The sequence below is a fragment of the Paenibacillus sp. IHBB 10380 genome, from assembly GCF_000949425.1.
Taxonomy (GTDB): Bacteria; Bacillota; Bacilli; order Paenibacillales; family Paenibacillaceae; genus Paenibacillus_AQ.
The window spans coordinates 5,673,357-5,692,015 of record NZ_CP010976.1 but is presented as its reverse complement, the minus strand read 5'-3'; the positions used below and the strand labels follow the sequence as shown (position 1 = coordinate 5,692,015).

Sequence of the window (18,659 nt, the reverse complement as noted above, 5' to 3'; positions counted from 1 at the left end):
AGCCTACCTTTGTGTAGGCTATTCTTGTCTTGGCATATCACGTAACAAATTACAGGGGGATTTTATAGTTATGGAACATCAGACGATTCTAGCGATTGGTATTTTCCTGATTGTATATGGGTTTATTATTGCCGAAAAAATTCATCGTACGATTCTAGCTATGATTGGCGGAATACTTATGGTTATTCTCGGCATTGTAGACCAAGAAACGGCACTACACCATATCGATTTCAACACACTTGGCCTTCTCATCGGAATGATGATTATCGTCAATATTACAGCCGAAACAGGTTTGTTCACATATATTGCAATCTGGGCAGCTAAGAAGGCGAAAGGGCAACCTGTCCGTATTCTTATTTCGCTCACGCTTATTACAGCACTTAGTTCGGCATTCTTAGACAATGTAACTACCGTATTATTAATGGTACCCGTAACCTTCAGCATAACCCGTCAATTAAGAGTTAATCCATTTCCCTATCTATTTGCACAGATATTGGCCTCTAACATCGGTGGGACAGCTACAATGATTGGGGACCCACCCAATATCATGATCGGTAGTGCTGTTAAAGAATTAACCTTTATGGCCTTTATTGAAAATTTAGCCCCCGTCATCGTGATCATTATGCTCATTATCATTCCTATTCTAATTCTTATGTTTCGTAAACAATTGAAGACAACACCAGAATTAAGACAGAGTATGATGAACATCGACGAGAAGAGTGTGATTACTAACCGTAATCTACTTATCAAATGTTTAACTGTGCTAGGTCTAACGATCATCGGATTCTTCGTACACCAGCTAGTGCATATAGAATCCGCTACTGTTGCTTTAACCGGAGCTTTTCTACTCCTTCTTCTGACGGGAGAACATTTCTTAGAGGCCGCTTTTGCCAAAATAGAATGGACCACGATCTTTTTCTTCATCGGATTATTTGTACTTGTTGGGGGTCTAATCGAGACAGGTGTCATAAGTGCCTTGGCTGAACAAGCTATCGCGCTGACGGGTGGTGATTTAGTCTCAACGTCTATGCTCGTTCTTTGGCTTAGTGCCATTGCTTCAGCCTTCGTAGACAATATTCCGTTCGTAGCCACCATGATCCCATTGATTCAGGATATGGGTACGATGGGAATAACCAATCTTGAACCGATTTGGTGGAGTCTAGCTCTAGGAGCCTGCCTTGGAGGGAATGGAACATTGATTGGAGCGAGTGCGAACCTTATTGTAGCGGGTATGTCTGCCAAAGAGGGACAACCTATTAAGTTCTTACAATTTTTAAAATACGGCTTTCCTCTCATGATTTTGTCTATTATGATATCCACGCTATACATCTACCTTCGTTATTTGATGTAATACATCATGACCACCGAATACCCAAACACACAGACTCTAATCAGAGGCTATGTGTTTGGGTGTTTTGCTATTTACCTACATACTCATGAAACATTCGTAGCTCAAGCATATCTGGGTTCTCCAGACATACAAGCTGGGTAACGCGCTTTTAGCTGAACTTAAATAACGCGTACCGATTGAGTATCGGCACGCGCTGATAGCGTATTATGTACGATTCATCTACTAAATAGAAGTCCTCTGAGAGAGAACTTCTGCACTATGACCTTCTCTAGCCGATATCAATGACTTCGAACGGATGACCACAAATAGGGCAAAAACGTGTCTCCATAGGAACCTTTTCTCCACATACACATTTCTTCTCATCCCCAGCTAATCCTATCTGAGCTTGATTCCGTTGAATCTCATCTTGCAACGTTAAGATTTGCTGTATAAATGGCTGTAGCTTATCTAAACTAATGCTTTCATCCTCATTCGTTAGTGATAGAAAAACAGAACGTCCAATTTCTTGATACTGCTGGTCAATTTCCTTATGTTTGCTACTATTCTGCATTTTGAGACGGTTAATTTCCACAGCCACCTTGGCTTTATTCCCTGCTTCAGATACACCGGATTTTAGCTTATCAAAAAAACTCATAATTCTTATTCCCCCTATGACTACTCATTATTTATTTAGCATGCTCAATAATCGATATATATTGACGTTTGGTATCGACAAGCTCAAGTTCCAGACTATCATATTCTTCGTCTAGGCGACCCAGCAACTGGCTAATAGCTGTTGCTTTGTTCTCGACGTTAGACAATGTATCTTGAATCCGCCCCTGCACCATCCAATCCGCAATAATTCCATCAAAGAAGTAATCTGAGAATGTAAGAATTGCCCCGATGTCAATATCCACTGACAAGGACATCTGAATATCGTTCAGCTCCTTCTCAAAGTGACCCATACCCTTTCTTGCTTCATGGACATAATCCATGGCTTCATCGATATGATTATGCTTAATATGCGTAGATATCATTCCTCCACCAAGCATATCATAAGTTCCCCAATGACTAGCAGATTTAAGTCCTTCTACTGCATTATCAAGACTATCCATCACGGAAATCCCTGCGTTAATAGCTTCTTTTAATTCTTTAAGCCTAAGGGTAAGATCTGTCTGCGCTTCAGCAATATCTACAAGTTCACGACTATGATGGACTATATATTGTTCCTTCTCACGCATTATATGCTCATACTCAACTTCCCAGTCGCTAATCCGCTCCAGATTGTAACGGATATTGTCCATTTGTTTCTCTATATCTTCCAATGTGCGAACACTCTCATCATATTTCAACTTAACTTCAAGTACCTCGATCTGCTCACGTTCCAGCTTCTCTTCTTTCTTACCGATCATACTATAGATTAAATTTGATAAGGTCATCCCCATCAATCTATCAACATCATTCTCTTCCTCACTAAGTTTCTTCCTCCACCTACCTGCTTGCTCCTCTTGTTCAGCACGTTCAATCTCTAACGCCTGAAGTCGCTGCTCCCATTTCTCGTAATTACGACCCTTTTCCTTCACTACAGCAAGCCTAAGATTCAGATCTTCAAACATGCCTCTACCTCCATTCTGTATTCCTTACCTCTCTCCTTCATTAACGTTTATGTTGTAAATAAGTTTCAAATAAAGAACCTTTTAGTGCGCTTCTCGAAGGTAAACTAGATTTTATTGCAAAAAATAGCTATGATAAGACAAGAGTTGTTATGAAGGAGTGAATTAAATTTTCATGAAAAAGAAACGTATATTCCTATCGTTAATTACGCTCATGGCAGTAGTCCTCTTGTTAGCTGCCTGCGGTAAGAACGAGACACCCACAGCAGAAGAGCAAGTGACAGAACCAACAAAACCGGCAGAACAGACAGGTCAGACCCCAACAGCTGAACCCATGAGTTGGGACAAGCCACCCGCAATGGAGATTGATAGCAGTAAGACCTATCAAGCTGAAGTTACAACATCCAAAGGTACCTTCACGATCGATTTATATGCTAAAGATGCACCGCTCACAGTAAACAATTTCGTATTTCTAGCGAAGCAAGGTTTCTATGATGATATAATCTTCCATCGTATTTTAGAATCATTCATGATACAGACGGGTGATCCTCGAGGTAACGGATCAGGTGGACCTGGATATTCTTTTGAGGATGAGAAGACCCAGTATAAATATGAACCTGGTATTGTAGCTATGGCAAATGCAGGTCCCAATACGAACGGCAGTCAATTCTTCATATGTTCTGGAGCAGATAGTGCTGGACTGAATAACCAGCCAAACTACACTATCTTCGGTAAAGTCAGTGAAGGTATGGATGTGATCCAGAAAATTGCAGCAACACCCGTTGAGGTAGGACCTTCAGGCGAGCCTAGTTCACCTACAGAGAAAGTCACGATTAATGGTATTAAGATTACAGAGAAATAACATTTCAAATGTACAGCCTATTGTAAACTAAAACTATTCAAGGACCTGACGGTAAAAATCCGTTTAGGTCCTTTTATGTTTGATTTTTGCAATGAATAGCGGATAATAGAGAACACTGAACTAAATAAAATATAGATGGAGCTTAGGACAAATCCTACCCATGAGCCAGCCCTAGCTTCACCACCCTGGAGGAAATTCAGTTGCATGCTAACTATATGATTCTTATACAACAATTTGAACGTGCGTCTCTACTTCTAACTTGTTTATTCTTTTTGACCCTCATTCCGCAATTCAAGGAAATTTTTCAGAAAGAAATTTACAATCGCCAACATCTAATCATACTATCGGCTATCTTTAGTCTATTTGCGATCCTCGGTACATACTCAGGAATCAATGTAGAAGGTTCTTTAGTCAATGTCCGGATCATTGCCATCATGTCAGGCGGTATCCTATTCGGTCCTATAGTAGGGATCAGTACGGGGATTCTATCAGGAGTGCATCGATATGTTATCGATATCCATGGGATCACCTCACTGCCTTGTCTGATCGCAAGTATCGTGGCTGGAGTCGTGGCTGGATATATTCATATTAAAATAAGTAAAAACAAACGATGGATTGCCGGTATCATTGCAGGCATGTTGTGTGAAGCCTTGACTATGATCCTCATTCTGATATTAGCCGATCCCCACACTCTTGGTGTGGATATAGTGTCACAGATTGCCGCTCCTCTTATTCTTGGAGAGATTAGTGTCGGGTTAATTGTCTTGCTTATACAAGGTGTTGAGAATGAGAAAGATACCATTGCTGCGAAGCAAGCTAAGCTAGCGCTCGATATCGCGAACAAGACACTTCCTTACTTCCGTTCCATTAATGAGCAATCACTCCGTAAGATATGTGAAATCATCAGAGAAGATATCCAAGCTGATGCTGTAGCAATAACCGACACGAGAAGTATTCTGGCCTATGTTGGACTGGGTTCACAGTTATACAATCTAGGAAATGAGATTATTAGTGATGTGACGAAAGAAACCATTCGAAGCGGTGAAATTACAATTAGAAATAATGATGAAGACAATAAAAATCCATTGGTTAAATCACTCATTATTATTCCGCTTAAAGAGAAAGGTGAAGTGACCGGAGTACTAAAAATCTATTATCACAAGGCTCACAAAATAACCTATCCCTTGCAAACCATGGCGATTGGTCTGTCCCAAATCATCTCCACACTGATGGAAGTGTCACGAATTGAGCAAGTTAAAGAAATGGCTAATAAGGCAGAGCTTAAAGCGCTACAAAGCCAGATTAACCCACATTTTCTATTCAACGCACTGAACGCTGTTATTTCTTCAATTCGTATTAACCCTGACAAAGCACGGGAATTAATCGTTAATTTATCGGGGTACATGCGGTATAACCTAGAATTAAATGACCAGTTCATTGATATTAATAAGGAGCTACAGCAGGTCCGTAACTATGTTGAGATTGAAACTGCCAGATTCGGTAACCGACTCCAGGTTACCTACGATATTGACGATGTGAATGTGCAAATTCCAAGCCTCATCATCCAACCGCTAGTAGAGAATGCCATTGTCCACGGTATTCTGAAGTCCAAAGGTCCAGGGACTGTCACCATCCGAGTCAAGGATGAAGGGCAACATGTGTTAATATCCATTGAGGATAGCGGAGTAGGGATTGATGAGAATACCATTTATAACATTTATCATGACCAAGTTCCAGACCACAAAATCGGTCTATACAATGTACACCAGCGGGTAAAGCTTACTTATGGTAAAGGTCTAGTGATCACTAGGCTCACACAAGGGACCGAAATCCATTTCTATGTTCAGAAGGAGATCCGATGAAAGCAATCCTCGTAGAAGATGAATATTTAGCAAGAGAGGAATTAGAATATTTAATCAAGGCACATAGCGATATCGACATCGTCGGCCAGTTCGAGGACGGAATTGATGCGCTCAAATTTATACAAGATAACGAAGTGGATGTGATCTTTCTAGATATTAGTATCCCTTCACTGGACGGCGTACTACTAGGTAAGAGCATCAGTAAATTCTCCACTAAACCTTATATCGTATTTATTACAGCATACAAGGAGCATGCCATTGAGGCTTTTGAAATTGAAGCTTTTGACTATATTTTGAAGCCATATCATGAATCCCGTATCACTTCAATGCTTCATAAGCTAGAAGCTACACACACTCGTGAGCGAGGAGCGGACAAGCTCAGTCCAGTAGAGCGGACAGGAGTTAAGAATAAGATCAATTTGTGGAAAAACGAGAAGATTATCGTAGTCGATATTGATGATATTTATTATGCTTCAGCGCAAGAGAAAGTAACCTTTGTCTATACAAAAGACGAAGAATATACCATGAATATGAGTATATCTGATTTCCACAACAGTTTACCCTCTGATGTGTTCTTTCGCTGCCATCGCTCATATAGCATAAACATTTCAAAGATAAGGGAAATTATTCCATGGTTTAATAACACTTACCTTCTAAAAATGAAGGATCTAGACTATGAAGTACCTGTGAGCCGTAGTAAAATCAAAGAATTCAGGCAGATCATGAACATTTAAATGCATTTGATACTGCCATCCTTGCATCTCATTCTCAAAACCGTTATCCCCTTACTTCTTGCCTTATAATACAGAATGTAAGGGTTAACATTATGAGAAAGAAGGCTATCACAATGAAAAATACAACCATGAACCGCTGGCTCATAGTACTCGGAACAATCATTGTTCAGATGGGGCTCGGTACGATCTATACATGGAGCCTATTCAATCAACCTCTAGTATCTAAATTCGGCTGGGAACTCAGTTCTGTAGCTATGACCTTCTCTATCACTAGCTTTTCTCTAGCTATCGCTACTCTATTTGCAGGTAAACTACAAGAACAATGGGGCATTCGTAAACTGATATCCATAGCTGGAATTGTGCTTGGGCTCGGTCTAATCGCAAGCTCTCAGGTTCATTCATTAGCTCTCATCTATTTGCTAGCTGGTATAGTCGTAGGCTTCGCAGATGGTATTGCTTATATTACTTCTCTATCTAATCTTATTAAATGGTTTCCTGAACGAAAAGGCTTAATCTCTGGGGTGTCCGTCGGTGCATTTGGAATGGGCAGTCTCATATTCAAATACATTAACTCAGGCTTTATTAGCTCTATGGGCGTATCGCAGGCATTCTTATTATGGGGAGCTATCGTGATGATCATGGTTGTTGCTGGAGCCCAGCTGGTCAAAGAGGCCCCCATTCCAGTACAGGATAACACCAATGGTAACGTGAACCTTAATAACACAGAAGTTAATTTCAGTGTCAAAGAAATGTTGAAGACCAAAGAAGCATATGTACTATTTATTATCTTTTTCACTGCTTGTATGAGTGGACTCTACCTCATTGGGATCGTGAAAGATATAGGAGTCCAAATGGTCGGGCTTAGTATTAATACCGCTGCTAATGCTGTTGCCATGATAGCAATCTTCAATACCGCTGGTCGAATTATTCTCGGTGCGTTATCTGATAAAGTAGGACGTTTACGTGTAGTAGCAGGCTCTCTTGCTGTAACTTCCGTAGCCGTACTAGTTCTCAGCTTTGCTCATTTAAATTTCGGAATTTTCTTCGCTTGTGTAGCAGGAATTGCTTTTTGCTTCGGTGGTAATATTACGGTATTCCCAGCCATTGTCGGAGACTTCTTCGGCCTGAAGAACCATAGTAAGAACTATGGGATCATCTACCAAGGCTTTGGACTAGGTGCCCTATCTGGCTCCTTTATCGCTTCTTACCTTGGTGGATTCAAACCCACATTTATCGTCATCGGTGTTCTATGTATGATCTCTCTTATCTTGATCATGACTATTCAGCCACCTATTCGCAATCAGGCTCGAAAGGAAATGTTACAGCTTAAACCGCAATCTAAACTTGTATAACTACTTTCTAAAGTTAATATGTCTTTTTTCCAAAGTCTCTTCTAGTATTTCAATAAAATCGGTTGAAGTCTCCGCTTGGACTGCTAACTCATACACATTTAACAGTTGCTGGTCGTTCAGCGACTCGAGCGCAGAAGGACGAGGAGACGGTAAGAATTTACTTTTCATCTTATTCCTCCACAAGGCATAGATATTTGTATAATTAATAACCTTGTAAAAGAGTACCATTCCAACCTTCAAATGTCTCGGTTTTTCCACCCTCCGAATTTCTCTTTACAAATGATGGATAATATGGAATAATGGAATATTTATCTAAAAAAGAGCTAAACCCACTAACGGGTTTAGCTCTTTTTGATCGAAGCCAAATATTTCTTAATCCTTGGTTCATTGGATTCGGATACTGTGGTAAAATTCTGCTTGGAATCAAAGAATACGACCTTTCGATCTTGATCATAATCGGTAACATTGTTAATGTTAGCAACATTAGATCGATCAAGACGTTCAAAACCCTTACATTGATAGGCGGTATGTAAATCGGACAACGTGGTGGGGAGTAGAAATTCGCCTTCTTTGGTATGAACGAATATTGTATTCTTATGATTGGAGAAATACAATATATCTTCTTCCTGAATTTCGTTGGAAGACCCGTCTTTATTCAGAACACGCATACTTTCCCCACCCTCATCAAATTACTTGCGGAGCTCTTGTGGCGCTTCTGGGCTGTGGAACATCGGTTTTAATACAGCAGTAAAAAGTCGAGCTGATGATGCCAATGCCTTAGAGGCATAACGAGCAGTCATTTTTTTCATGTGGTTTTCCTCCTTCTCAAAGGGATGATTGTCAAGGACTGAACTAGAAATGCTAGTCCTACAACGGATGAGCCTATAATAAAGTTAAGGGCTACCAATAGAACAGATATAACCTTTAGCCAAGGATATGCTCCCCTAGATATATGAACATTAGCATCAGGTCTTGGAGCAAACAACAGCATGACCACTAAGCTGACAGCATTTATGTACAATAGCACATCGTCGAACAATAGTGACAAAAGTGGAATACCAGTACAAATGACGATAGAAACGATGTTACACGCCCACACAGACTTTAAATGAGTTCCTCCTGAACACATACGCAATATTGCTATTGCAAAAAATACCAATAAGGTATCTCCCATTCTTCCAGTAGCCCATCCCAAAAGTAGAGAAGTAATAAAAATGAATAGCGTGTTAAGGATAATACCAAGCGCATACTGCATGACTTCAATAGAATGCGTTCGTTCCGGATCCGTGCGCTTGATTGACTCTGCGATTCTATAAGCCAAAGTTTTCATTATTACTTCTATCCTTTTTGTAAGATAAATGTAGATAACCGTATAATACCAGAGCATATGAAAATGGCATTATAAAAAACCACTGTGATAAATAATTGGCAAAGTACATGGTCGAGAATACGATGAGAATGGATGGAATATTTAAGGCAAATAAAATTTTATCTCTAGAGCAAATATGAATTTTACCGTTAGGTTTATCTGGAATGAAATCGAAACCTTTACGTTTCTTACCTATATACATTCCAATTAAAATTGCCGTAAATACAGATAACGATTGAAGAATTAAAGTGCCAATATTTATTCCAATTTGGGTACTATAGGATAGGAAATCCATGCGATCCATGATGAAATAAAAGAAAGTCTGAATTAGTAAATAGGCATGATAGCCCATCCCCGTCATTATAGCAGCATAAAATACGTGAATTCTGAACATAAGCCATAGAAAACAGAACATGAGCATATACTGCAAGACGATGTCTATTTGAGTCAGATGATAATCATTTCTTAATATGTAAGAAATAAAGCCCATTATTAAACTAGCAAATACAATCTCCTTAAGGAACAAGTCAATCTTGAATATTTTGAATGATAGAAAGAACATAGCACCAGTCTCAAAAACAGATAAGATGAGATATGGCCATAAATTCAACAAAATCCATCACTCCCATCTTTACATATTGCGACAAATTACCTATAGATATTATACCTTTGAAGGAAAAAATCTACAATTGCAATATTTGTAAATATTAAATTTAAATTTCACATCATTTCTAATACCTTTACTTCTCATTCTTATTTCTTAATTTGAGTAATTCTTCTCTTAAATCCGTTAATATTTCACCTAACCAGTTCGTGCCCCGCCACGTCTTACGGTTATGAATTTTAGGATCATCTTCAGCTAGTCCTACGCCCCAGATCCGATCCAACGGACTTGCTTCAACCAATGTTGTACCTTTCGTTGCCAACAGTTTCAACAGCAACTCTTGATTTTGTGTGAACTTCTCGAAATTCCCATCATGTACAATCTGCTTACAATGTTTGTTCCACATTTCTGGATTAAATGGAGCTACCTTCCGTCCGAGCTGCTTCTGGGTTCCTGGAGAAGTCGCTGCTAGAATCTGATGCGCCGTATCCTCGTCACCAAATAACCAAGCTTTCTCATACATCATATATTGCTCTGCGCAATTAAAGGTGTTCCCATCTATAACAAAGGGGGATGGATGCCATTGTGAAAAGGGTGATTGGGTACTCCAAAAAAATGTGAATTTCTCCATGTCTATCGTTCCTCTCTTCTCTCAAAAACAGATAAGTTATCATAATATCCTATTTTCATGGATCTTATCGTGAAAAATTAATATATTTACCGTCATCGAGAGACGTTCATGTATGTTTAAATCATATCGTTGTCGAAACTGAATCGTCAACCCTATTTAGGAATCCTAAAAGACAGACCAAAAAAACTAAAACAATAGGCCAAGGATCATACCTTGCCTACTATTTTAGCTTTGAAATTGTTCTTTAAATTCGTTTTCTCTTATAGAGTAGAACAAATACACAGGACAATCCTAACACTACTAATGCAACTAGCGTAATGATGACATCCTTCATCGTTCCTTGTGGGGCACTATTCGCTTGATTACCACCAAAACCGCCGCCTCCAGGAAAGCCTGGACTTCTTCCTTGGCCTCCACCTGGAAAACCACCACCTTGACCCCGATTGAATCCGCCTCCTTGGCCTGCTTCCCCTGTTGGCGCTACGCCTCCTGCTTCTTTGCCATCAGGAGGCGTTATTGCTGCGACAGCATAATCTCCATCAGTTCCATTGGCTGTTGGCATTTGACCGCCACCCATTCCCCTGCCACCCATTCCGCCACCAGCCTTATCAAAGCCACCCATGTCAAAGCCACTACCACTTCCGTCACCGGAAGAGGCAATGGTGCCATCAAGCTGCTGATTCATATTACTCACTTGACTATCGTTGGTCTGGATCAGCTGTTTCACGCCAGTTTCATACTCTTCATAAGTATAAAAAGCTGATGGATCTGCCTTCACATAGGAAGAAATCATATCCGACACTTGCGTCACACGTTCTTTAAATGTAGCAGATGAAAGATAACCCTCAGTCGCATTTTGAATCATTTCGTGATACTTTTCCTTGTATTCGTCTACCTCAAGAAGCTTAGCAACGAGAGGCCGCTCTGCCAATGCTCCTTGTGTAGGTTCATCAATCAAGAGACTTGATTTCCCTAGACCACCAAAGGCCATATTGTAATCCCATGGCAGAACTTTGAATATTCCGTCATCCTCATACAGATAATAATTTTGTTTATTAGAGCCAATATAGCTATCCGTATTGTTAGTAACCACTTGAAGTGTAATGTATTTCAGTGCTTCCTCAACGTCCAAATACTTCTCAATATTCGTACCGTTATTCAACTCATTAATCATATCAATTAGGATATCTCCATTAGAAGATTCTGATTTCATAGCAAGTCCTGAATAGGATGATATCTTATCGTCAATCCATACAAGGTCACTACCCGTCCCCATCATTTCTGCTTTATACAACGCTCCATAAGAATTACCGAAGTTGGACTCTAGATACTGTTCATCTACCTGCTGTACAGCTAGATAGAACCCCCACAGCTTATCATTCACGTAGACATTAACGAATGAATAACCTGGCGTAGGTAAACCCATTTGTTCCGCTAATTCGTAGGTTAAATACTCTCGCATGTAACTGGCATCACTATAGTTGTTGTTTAGATTAATTTTACTGATACCATATAACGTTTGACTCGATAGATACTCATCGAAGGAGAGCTTCAGACTATATCGATCTGAATCATCCATACTGACCACACTACGTAAGCTAAGATTACCTTTGGTACGAACGCCAATGTTGTCATAATGAATCCCATTGTAATCCACGGAAGCCGTCTTCACTTCTTCCGCTGAAGCATTGTCCATCATACTCTGAAAGTCGTCTTCATCAATCGTAATTTTCACATCGACGACTTTGTCCTTTGGAAATACATTCTCTATAATCTTCTCCGTATTATCAACTACAGAGATACTTGCTTCCCCTGTGGCATGCTCATTCTCCGTATCTTGAGACATATACGTTGTGATGCCAATGATCAATAGAGCAACACAGGCACATACGACGATTGTAGCAACGGGTCTGAACTTCATCTTCATCCCCCCCATTATTGTGATACATAATCGCCGCTGTAGCTAATTAGAACGGCATTTCTTACCCCGTCAAGCTCCGTAATCTGATTTACGAAACTCGATTCATCATTGCTTAATCGTACTTCTAGCGTCATTTCAATATTTCCAGCAGTTACTGTTTTTTGTTTCACATTGAAGCGTTTAACAGCAGCGTTTAGCTTTGCAAGTACAGACTTCTCACTTTCATTTCCCTCGCAGTTAATAACAAGCAGGTATGGCGTTTCGAACGAATCCCTTTTGATAAAGATAAACAATACAAGACCGATGATGACAGAACCGATGATGGCTAGTGTGTAGAATCCCGCACCTGTTACAATCCCTGCAACGGCTGCCCAGAACAAGAAGATCAAATCTGTTGGATCTTTGATAGGTGTTCTAAAACGAACGATACTCAGTGCACCCACCATACCAAGTGACAATACTAGACTAGAATTAATTGCGATAATAACAAGTGCAGTAATTAAGGTCATTCCGACCAAGGATACGTTAAAGCTCTTAGAGTAAAGAACCCCACTAAATACCCGCTTGTACAAGATGAAGATAAATAGTCCGATTAAAAAAGCAATTGACATGGTAAGTAACATTTTGACAATGCTGATATCTGAACTAAAGTTCGTTAACACCGAGTTTTTAATAATATCGCTAAAATTAGTTGTTGTGTCCGCTGCTGCTTGAGTTGTTGTTGTCTGATCCATAATTATTGATCCTCCCAGTGGTTGAATTTAAGGTATTTCCTACATATAACGTACTTGGAATTAGATTGCTGGATTAAACCATTGCTCTGAACAGCTGCCCTAATATATTCAGGAAGATATTCATCGTACTTGACTTCAAATACAATCGTATGATCATCAAGCGCATGAATCATAGGCACATCCGGGTTAAATAAATCGACAGAATTCAATCCTGTCTTCAGATGCTTATCGAAGGTAATCCGAACATTACCCGATTGTGCTATGTAGGCTTCGCGTACGTAATCCACGATGACCTTAGGACGAAGTAGCTTATGCTTCATGGCTGTGTACATCTCATATAACAAAGGCTTCTCTGGCATATTCAGCACTTCGTAATTTCCACTTAGAACAGCGTCTACCATTTCTCTCGTTAGGGATTCCTTAATCTTCGTAATATAATCATTGAATTTAATCTTCTTCTCTAAATGAATGACTTCGTCAGAAAGATTATAAATTCTAATCCGATACTTCTCCCGATCCCGAACTCCGCCTAGCTTCTCATGCAGTGCCTTATTGTCGATATCATCGAAATACAAGCTCCGAATATGATACTCTCCCGTTGAATCAGCATTCCTATCTTGCTTCAATAGGTTCTTCAACTGTTGCCGTATGATCAGATATTGATGATAGTTAATGTTGTATTTTAACTCATGGCGATATTTTAATTTTGGACTCAATATGTTTCCCCCCTCTTCACTATGCGCTTTACAATTACTTTACATGACGAAGATTATTGCTAGCTTAAAAGCAACTGAGCGTCCGCTGAATGTTTCTACGGGGGACTTGCAACGATCAAAACAGTCAGAAACAACTTCTAAATACCCTATTTGACTTCGATAATTCTGACCGTTAAGCTTAAAAATTAAGATATGTACGTTACTCTTTAGGAGGGATTATATTTGATCGAACAAAAGGGTTACTGGATACTAGGCGCTTTATTAGTTCTGCTAATTATCGTATTTGCTACTATAGAAATGTTGCGATCCACAACAAATCCAACCACTACTCCTACTTCTTTAGTGACCACATTTAAAGATAATGCCCGAACGAGTCGTGCATTTACTTGGTATACGAAGAGTCCCCATGCGGGTACCGTCATTCAGTGGGTCGAGGGGAACAACGTCGAGTCACTAGAAGAACAAGACGTTACGACCACTAAAGGAACAACAACGACGATAGACATTGGAAATAGAACCTTAGAGGGTGTTCATAAAGTCAATATAACGGGCCTTAAACCAGGTAGAACATATGCTTATAGAGTAGGTAATGGAGATGCTGAAGGATGGAGTGATCCCGCATTATTCACGACTGAAGCTGAGGATGTAACCGACTTCACTTTCATTAATGTGACGGATTCACAAGGAATTACTGAGCAGGATTTCGACCTGTGGGGGAATACATTGGATCAAGCTTTCAAGACATTTCCGACCGCACAATTCATTATCCATGGAGGAGACCTAATCGAATACCCTGAGGATGAATCCGCTTGGGAGAACTTCTTTGGAAAAGCAAAAAAATGGATAACTAACTATCCTTTGATGCCTGTTACGGGTAATCATGACGAAGTAGATAAGGTTGCTGATCGTTTTGTTTCGCACTTCAACGTTCCTAATAATGGATCTGAAGACACGATCCCTGGCACAAGTTATTCGTTCGATTATGGAACTGCACATTTCGTGTTCATGAATACAGAATCAAGCGTCAAAGATCAAGCCCAGTGGCTTCGAGACGATCTTGTAGCAACTGATAAATCTTGGATCATTGTAGCGATTCATCGTCCTGCTTACGGTGGTAATCAAGATGACAAAGTCGTTAAACGGTGGGTTCCCATATTTGACGAATTCGGCGTTGATCTCGTATTGCAAGGTCACAACCATGAATATTCAAGATCATTCCCTTTGAAGGGTAACAAAATCGTGGAAGATGGAGAAGGAACAGTCTATGTGGTTCCCCTTACTTCGGGACAAAAGTTCAATGAGAAGAAAGAGGATCAATTCTATCATAAAGTACACTTTCAATATAATAAACAGATGTATGCAGGTGTTCATATTAACGGTAATACACTTACTTATCAGGCCTACGATGTGGATGGAAAGAAGCTGGATGAATTTGTATTAACGCACTAAATCCTCCTTAGGAACACTCTCCCCTCAGTTCAGGAAGAAGAACAAGTTAGGTACAAGTTGCCATAAGGTCTAGAACGCGTAGATCTGGCCGCCATTGCAATAGGATTGTAATCGCGCAAAATTCCGCCCTTTGGTGCGATTCGTTTCTGGATTGAACTACAAACAAAATAATGTTAGAATAATTAAAACAATGTTTTAAACATTGTTTTAATTTCATATCAGCATTATCAAATACGAGGAGGGTAAGCATGACAGCATCTGACAAACAAAATGTGACGAGAGTTAAAATTTTGAATACGGCCTTAGAGTTAATCAAGAAGGAAGGGTTCGAGGCTATTACCATCAGGAAAATCGCCACGCAGTCCGATACTAATATTTCGTTGGTCAATTACTATTTTGGATCCAAAGATAAGCTGATTAGCGAAGCCATTCAATCCTTATTGAGCAGTTTTCAAGAAAGCTTTACGATATTGGATAACATGTCCTTGTCACCCAAAGAACGGCTGAAGCAATTTTTAACCGATTATGTCAAAGTTATTAGCCAATACCCAGAGCTGGTATCCAAGATTATCGCCCTAGGAAATGCGACTTTCGCCTCTCAGTACGAATATGGTCAGTTTCTCCGAATGTCAGGCTTCGACAAAGTAAGCCGCACGTTATCGGAAATGACCAATGAATCAAACCCAGATCGGCTGATGATGATGATCATGCAAATATTCGGAGCCATATTTCTTCCCGAACTGATGAAGCCTTTAATCGTCTCGGGTACAGGGGTGAACGTTTCAACAACAGCGCAGCAGATTGAGCTATTGTTCGAACGTTATTTTCATGAATAAATATATCGAGGAGCGATAACAATGCATATATTAAGAAGACATTGGCAAGATCTAGGACTTCTCTTGGCCGCAGTCGTATCCGTATATATATTGTCAAACTGGGATTATATAGCAGAAATAAGAGTTGTTTTATGGCTCAGCTTTGTGTCCATCCTCATTCATCAATTCGAGGAATACCGTTGGCCCGGAACCTTCGGAGGCTTATTTAACGTCATTATATTCAAGAGCCCACATCCAGATCATTATCCGTTGAATTCGCATTCGGCTATGGTTATAAACCTACTCATTGCCTATCTGTTTTATTTACTACCCGTCCTCTTCCCCGATGTCATTTGGCTGGGGCTTGCTCCGATATTAATGGGTTTCTTCCAGATCATCTGGCATGGCGTCTTTGCCAACCTAAAGGCGAGATCCATTTACAATCCCGGACTATTCGCGGCGCTATTTCTCCACCTGCCAATTGGTATCTGGTATATCCACTACATTACTAGTCACAATCTCGTATCCTTATCAGGCTGGATCATGGGGACAGTTTATTTTGTCATCGCCGTCTATTTACTTATCATTCAAGGAAATATGTGGATGAAGAATCCACAATCACCCTATAGCTTTAGCAAGAAGCAGTTAGGAGATTACTAATTATAAATGTTTATCATTCAATAGTTATTTATAAATTATTTCCAAATAATTATCACTTGAAAGGTAGCCTCTGCTGCCTTTTTTTATTGTCAATGCTCATATCCTTAATGTGAAGAATTTTCATTTTAAAATTATTAAAAGGGTTTATTATTATTTCCCTATAAAATGACGATATAAAATTTAGAGATAGTAGAATAGGACTGTGAGAGAGGGGTACTTTGGCATGCGTTTAACAGTAAAAATTAAATTTATAGCCGTATTTGTTAGTGTAGTGATTCTAGTGGGCCTATTCGGATGGATGAATATCGTTAGAATGCAACAACTCCAAAAAAACACTAATGAAATTGTGCTAGACTGGATGAAAGGGATCGAAATCATAGAGAACATTCACTATAGCGTAGAACATATTGACTTCGTTAAGTACCAAATTGTATCGACCCAAGTTGTTAAGGAGCGAACTGCATTATTTACGGATCTAACCAATACGATGACTGATGTTGATCAGAAATTGTTAGATTATAAAAGATCATTGACTGGTGAAGTAGATATCGCTAACTATACTCAATTAGAACAAGAATGGACCGCTTACAAGAATGCTTTTACTGTATTTGAAAAGGCAAAGCTCTACTCCCAAGAGATGAAGGAAGCTACGAGCAACATTGATAACGCACTTAGTAATGTGAAGCAGCTTGTTATTCCTATGGTGTTATTCAATCAGGATGGAGCCGCGAATGCTCAACAAGAGAACACCGCCTTATCTAATTCTAATACGCAGCAGATACTGTTGGGTATTAGTATCATAATCGTTCTTATTGTCGTTATAGCCATATTAATCGTGCGGAGCGTTTCCATCCCCGTCCAAAAAGCATCTATAGCACTTAATCGTATTGCAGATGGTGATCTTACGGTAGAAACTATAGTCGTTAGAAACAAGGATGAGTTCGGGACAATGATTCATGCCGTTAATCGAATGGTATTACATTTACGTGAATCCGTTAATCAAATGCACGATGCTTCTAATAAAGTGGCTTCATCTTCTGAGCAATTACTCGCAAACTCTAAGAATAATGCTGATGCCTCGAATCACGTTACGATATCTGTACAAGAAGTTGCTACAGGGGCAGAGATACAAGCTCAAAGCTCCGTTGAGTGTAGCAGAGCCATGGATGAAATGTCAGTAGGTATTCAACGAATCGCAGAAACGGCGTCCGACGTCTCGGAGCTATCAATCTCTGCAACGGACAATGCAAAAAAGGGTACAGAATCTATGCAGCGTGTCTTACATAAAATGCAGGCCGTCAGTACAGCGGTTGATAATGCAAATGGCGTTCTGAAGGATTTAGAAGTCCACTCACATAATATTGGTCAGATTTCAACATTAATAGGCAACATCTCAGCACAAACTAACCTGTTGGCGCTGAATGCTGCCATAGAAGCGGCTCGTGCAGGTGAGAGTGGTAAGGGTTTCGCTGTAGTAGCCAATGAAGTACGTAAGCTTGCCTCCCAGACAGATCAGTCCATTCAGGATATTACCGGATTGATTAATAGTATCCAACAGGATTCTGCTAAGGCGGTACAAGTCATGAGTGAGGGACTACTAGAAGTGAATGAAGGTTTACTTGAGGTAAGTGAAACGGAGAAAGCATTCGATCAGATTGTTAAGTCTTCCGAGATGGTCGCTCTAAAAGTTCAGGAGACAGCCGCCGCGGCTGAACAAATGGCAGCAAGTTCTGAAGAAGTTGCTGCAACGGTTAGTAATGTAGGCGCTGTGGCTCAACAGACATCCGCTACTGCCCAGACGGTTGCCACTGCTGCTGAAGAGCAGTTGGCTTCTACAGAAGAGATTGCTGCTTCAGCTAAGGGTCTACTCGATATTTCACAGGACCTATATAAGGTTGTGAATACTTTTAAGACAGATAGATCTGAGTAATCATTGTACTATAATCATTTTTAACCCCAAGCTTATATAAGCTTGGGGTTATTTTATACACGGAGATTCATCATATG

Annotated in this window: 19 protein-coding genes; 9 read left to right on the top strand and 10 right to left on the bottom strand. The window is 39.9% G+C overall.

The genetic code is table 11. From position 1 onward, the window contains the following. Nucleotides 1-70 precede the first annotated feature (70 nt). A complete protein-coding gene (locus tag UB51_RS25700; protein ID WP_044879736.1) occupies nucleotides 71-1,351 on the top strand; it encodes an ArsB/NhaD family transporter in 1,281 nt (426 codons plus the stop codon). Nucleotides 1,352-1,619: 268 nt separating this feature from the next. Here the strand turns inward: UB51_RS25700 and UB51_RS25695 are convergent, their stop codons facing one another. Together UB51_RS25695 and UB51_RS25690 are read right to left on the bottom strand one after the other, a co-directional pair. Then, complete coding sequence (locus tag UB51_RS25695) at nucleotides 1,620-1,985, bottom strand: zinc ribbon domain-containing protein (protein WP_082063260.1); 366 nt, start codon at nucleotides 1,983-1,985, stop codon at nucleotides 1,620-1,622. 31 nt (nucleotides 1,986-2,016) lie between these two features. After that, a complete protein-coding gene (locus UB51_RS25690) occupies nucleotides 2,017-2,946 on the bottom strand; it encodes a hypothetical protein (protein WP_044879735.1) in 930 nt (309 codons plus the stop codon). A gap of 172 nt (nucleotides 2,947-3,118) precedes the next feature. Between UB51_RS25690 and UB51_RS25685 the strand changes: the two genes are divergently transcribed. From UB51_RS25685 to UB51_RS25670, 4 genes are all read left to right on the top strand, one after another. Beyond that, complete coding sequence (locus UB51_RS25685; protein ID WP_044879734.1) at nucleotides 3,119-3,805, top strand: peptidylprolyl isomerase; 687 nt, start codon at nucleotides 3,119-3,121, stop codon at nucleotides 3,803-3,805. A gap of 200 nt (nucleotides 3,806-4,005) precedes the next feature. Next, on the top strand, nucleotides 4,006-5,667 hold the full coding sequence (locus UB51_RS25680) for a sensor histidine kinase (protein WP_199924973.1): 1,662 nt from the start codon (nucleotides 4,006-4,008) through the stop codon (nucleotides 5,665-5,667). Further along, nucleotides 5,664-6,401, top strand: a complete 738-nt coding sequence (locus tag UB51_RS25675; RefSeq protein WP_044879733.1) for a LytR/AlgR family response regulator transcription factor — start codon at nucleotides 5,664-5,666, stop codon at nucleotides 6,399-6,401. Before UB51_RS25680 ends, UB51_RS25675 begins: the two co-directional genes overlap by 4 nt. A gap of 113 nt (nucleotides 6,402-6,514) precedes the next feature. After that, complete coding sequence (locus tag UB51_RS25670) at nucleotides 6,515-7,753, top strand: L-lactate MFS transporter (RefSeq protein WP_044879732.1); 1,239 nt, start codon at nucleotides 6,515-6,517, stop codon at nucleotides 7,751-7,753. Here UB51_RS25670 and sda read toward each other — a convergent pair whose 3' ends face one another. The 8 genes from sda to UB51_RS25630 form a co-directional block, all read right to left on the bottom strand. Then, a complete protein-coding gene (gene sda / locus UB51_RS25665) occupies nucleotides 7,754-7,921 on the bottom strand; it encodes a sporulation histidine kinase inhibitor Sda (protein ID WP_160297305.1) in 168 nt (55 codons plus the stop codon). Nucleotides 7,922-8,094: 173 nt separating this feature from the next. Next, nucleotides 8,095-8,421 carry a LytTR family DNA-binding domain-containing protein gene (locus UB51_RS25660; RefSeq protein WP_044879730.1) on the bottom strand — a complete coding sequence of 109 codons (327 nt, stop codon included), beginning with the start codon at nucleotides 8,419-8,421 and terminating at the stop codon, nucleotides 8,095-8,097. A 137-nt stretch (nucleotides 8,422-8,558) separates the two neighbouring features. Continuing rightward, nucleotides 8,559-9,083, bottom strand: coding sequence for an accessory gene regulator ArgB-like protein (locus UB51_RS25655; RefSeq protein WP_052676088.1), 525 nt, complete (start codon nucleotides 9,081-9,083; stop codon nucleotides 8,559-8,561). Continuing rightward, nucleotides 9,064-9,735: a hypothetical protein gene (locus UB51_RS25650; protein WP_044879729.1), complete on the bottom strand. Its 672-nt coding sequence runs from the start codon at nucleotides 9,733-9,735 to the stop codon at nucleotides 9,064-9,066. Before UB51_RS25650 ends, UB51_RS25655 begins: the two co-directional genes overlap by 20 nt. Nucleotides 9,736-9,862: 127 nt before the next feature. Continuing rightward, nucleotides 9,863-10,357: a riboflavin biosynthesis intermediates N-glycosidase gene (locus UB51_RS25645; protein WP_044879728.1), complete on the bottom strand. Its 495-nt coding sequence runs from the start codon at nucleotides 10,355-10,357 to the stop codon at nucleotides 9,863-9,865. Between the two features lie 244 nt (nucleotides 10,358-10,601). Then, nucleotides 10,602-12,278, bottom strand: coding sequence for a CotH kinase family protein (locus UB51_RS25640; protein WP_082063258.1), 1,677 nt, complete (start codon nucleotides 12,276-12,278; stop codon nucleotides 10,602-10,604). Nucleotides 12,279-12,292: 14 nt separating this feature from the next. Then, a complete protein-coding gene (locus UB51_RS25635; RefSeq protein WP_044879726.1) occupies nucleotides 12,293-13,012 on the bottom strand; it encodes a DUF4956 domain-containing protein in 720 nt (239 codons plus the stop codon). A 2-nt stretch (nucleotides 13,013-13,014) separates the two neighbouring features. After that, nucleotides 13,015-13,728 carry a polyphosphate polymerase domain-containing protein gene (locus tag UB51_RS25630; protein ID WP_044879725.1) on the bottom strand — a complete coding sequence of 238 codons (714 nt, stop codon included), beginning with the start codon at nucleotides 13,726-13,728 and terminating at the stop codon, nucleotides 13,015-13,017. Between the two features lie 222 nt (nucleotides 13,729-13,950). On the opposite strand from UB51_RS25630, the gene UB51_RS25625 reads away from it, so the two are divergent. The 4 genes from UB51_RS25625 (at nucleotide 13,951) to UB51_RS25610 (ending at nucleotide 18,582) form a co-directional block, all read left to right on the top strand. Further along, nucleotides 13,951-15,177 carry a purple acid phosphatase family protein gene (locus UB51_RS25625; protein ID WP_044879724.1) on the top strand — a complete coding sequence of 409 codons (1,227 nt, stop codon included), beginning with the start codon at nucleotides 13,951-13,953 and terminating at the stop codon, nucleotides 15,175-15,177. A gap of 248 nt (nucleotides 15,178-15,425) precedes the next feature. Beyond that, on the top strand, nucleotides 15,426-16,013 hold the full coding sequence (locus UB51_RS25620) for a TetR/AcrR family transcriptional regulator (RefSeq protein WP_044879723.1): 588 nt from the start codon (nucleotides 15,426-15,428) through the stop codon (nucleotides 16,011-16,013). Between the two features lie 21 nt (nucleotides 16,014-16,034). After that, nucleotides 16,035-16,652, top strand: a complete 618-nt coding sequence (locus UB51_RS25615; RefSeq protein ID WP_044879722.1) for an HXXEE domain-containing protein — start codon at nucleotides 16,035-16,037, stop codon at nucleotides 16,650-16,652. Between the two features lie 223 nt (nucleotides 16,653-16,875). Then, on the top strand, nucleotides 16,876-18,582 hold the full coding sequence (locus UB51_RS25610; RefSeq protein WP_052676087.1) for a methyl-accepting chemotaxis protein: 1,707 nt from the start codon (nucleotides 16,876-16,878) through the stop codon (nucleotides 18,580-18,582). Nucleotides 18,583-18,659 lie beyond the last annotated feature (77 nt).

Coding starts and splice junctions, on each gene's coding strand:
- UB51_RS25700 (WP_044879736.1), top strand. CDS start 71: ATGGAACATCAGACGATTCTAGCGATTGGTATTTTCCTGATTGTATAT.
- UB51_RS25695 (WP_082063260.1), bottom strand. CDS start 1,985: ATGAGTTTTTTTGATAAGCTAAAATCCGGTGTATCTGAAGCAGGGAAT.
- UB51_RS25690 (WP_044879735.1), bottom strand. CDS start 2,946: ATGTTTGAAGATCTGAATCTTAGGCTTGCTGTAGTGAAGGAAAAGGGT.
- UB51_RS25685 (WP_044879734.1), top strand. CDS start 3,119: ATGAAAAAGAAACGTATATTCCTATCGTTAATTACGCTCATGGCAGTA.
- UB51_RS25675 (WP_044879733.1), top strand. CDS start 5,664: ATGAAAGCAATCCTCGTAGAAGATGAATATTTAGCAAGAGAGGAATTA.
- UB51_RS25670 (WP_044879732.1), top strand. CDS start 6,515: ATGAAAAATACAACCATGAACCGCTGGCTCATAGTACTCGGAACAATC.
- sda (WP_160297305.1), bottom strand. CDS start 7,921: ATGAAAAGTAAATTCTTACCGTCTCCTCGTCCTTCTGCGCTCGAGTCG.
- UB51_RS25660 (WP_044879730.1), bottom strand. CDS start 8,421: ATGCGTGTTCTGAATAAAGACGGGTCTTCCAACGAAATTCAGGAAGAA.
- UB51_RS25655 (WP_052676088.1), bottom strand. CDS start 9,083: ATGAAAACTTTGGCTTATAGAATCGCAGAGTCAATCAAGCGCACGGAT.
- UB51_RS25645 (WP_044879728.1), bottom strand. CDS start 10,357: ATGGAGAAATTCACATTTTTTTGGAGTACCCAATCACCCTTTTCACAA.
- UB51_RS25640 (WP_082063258.1), bottom strand. CDS start 12,278: ATGAAGTTCAGACCCGTTGCTACAATCGTCGTATGTGCCTGTGTTGCT.
- UB51_RS25635 (WP_044879726.1), bottom strand. CDS start 13,012: ATGGATCAGACAACAACAACTCAAGCAGCAGCGGACACAACAACTAAT.
- UB51_RS25620 (WP_044879723.1), top strand. CDS start 15,426: ATGACAGCATCTGACAAACAAAATGTGACGAGAGTTAAAATTTTGAAT.
- UB51_RS25615 (WP_044879722.1), top strand. CDS start 16,035: ATGCATATATTAAGAAGACATTGGCAAGATCTAGGACTTCTCTTGGCC.
- UB51_RS25610 (WP_052676087.1), top strand. CDS start 16,876: ATGCGTTTAACAGTAAAAATTAAATTTATAGCCGTATTTGTTAGTGTA.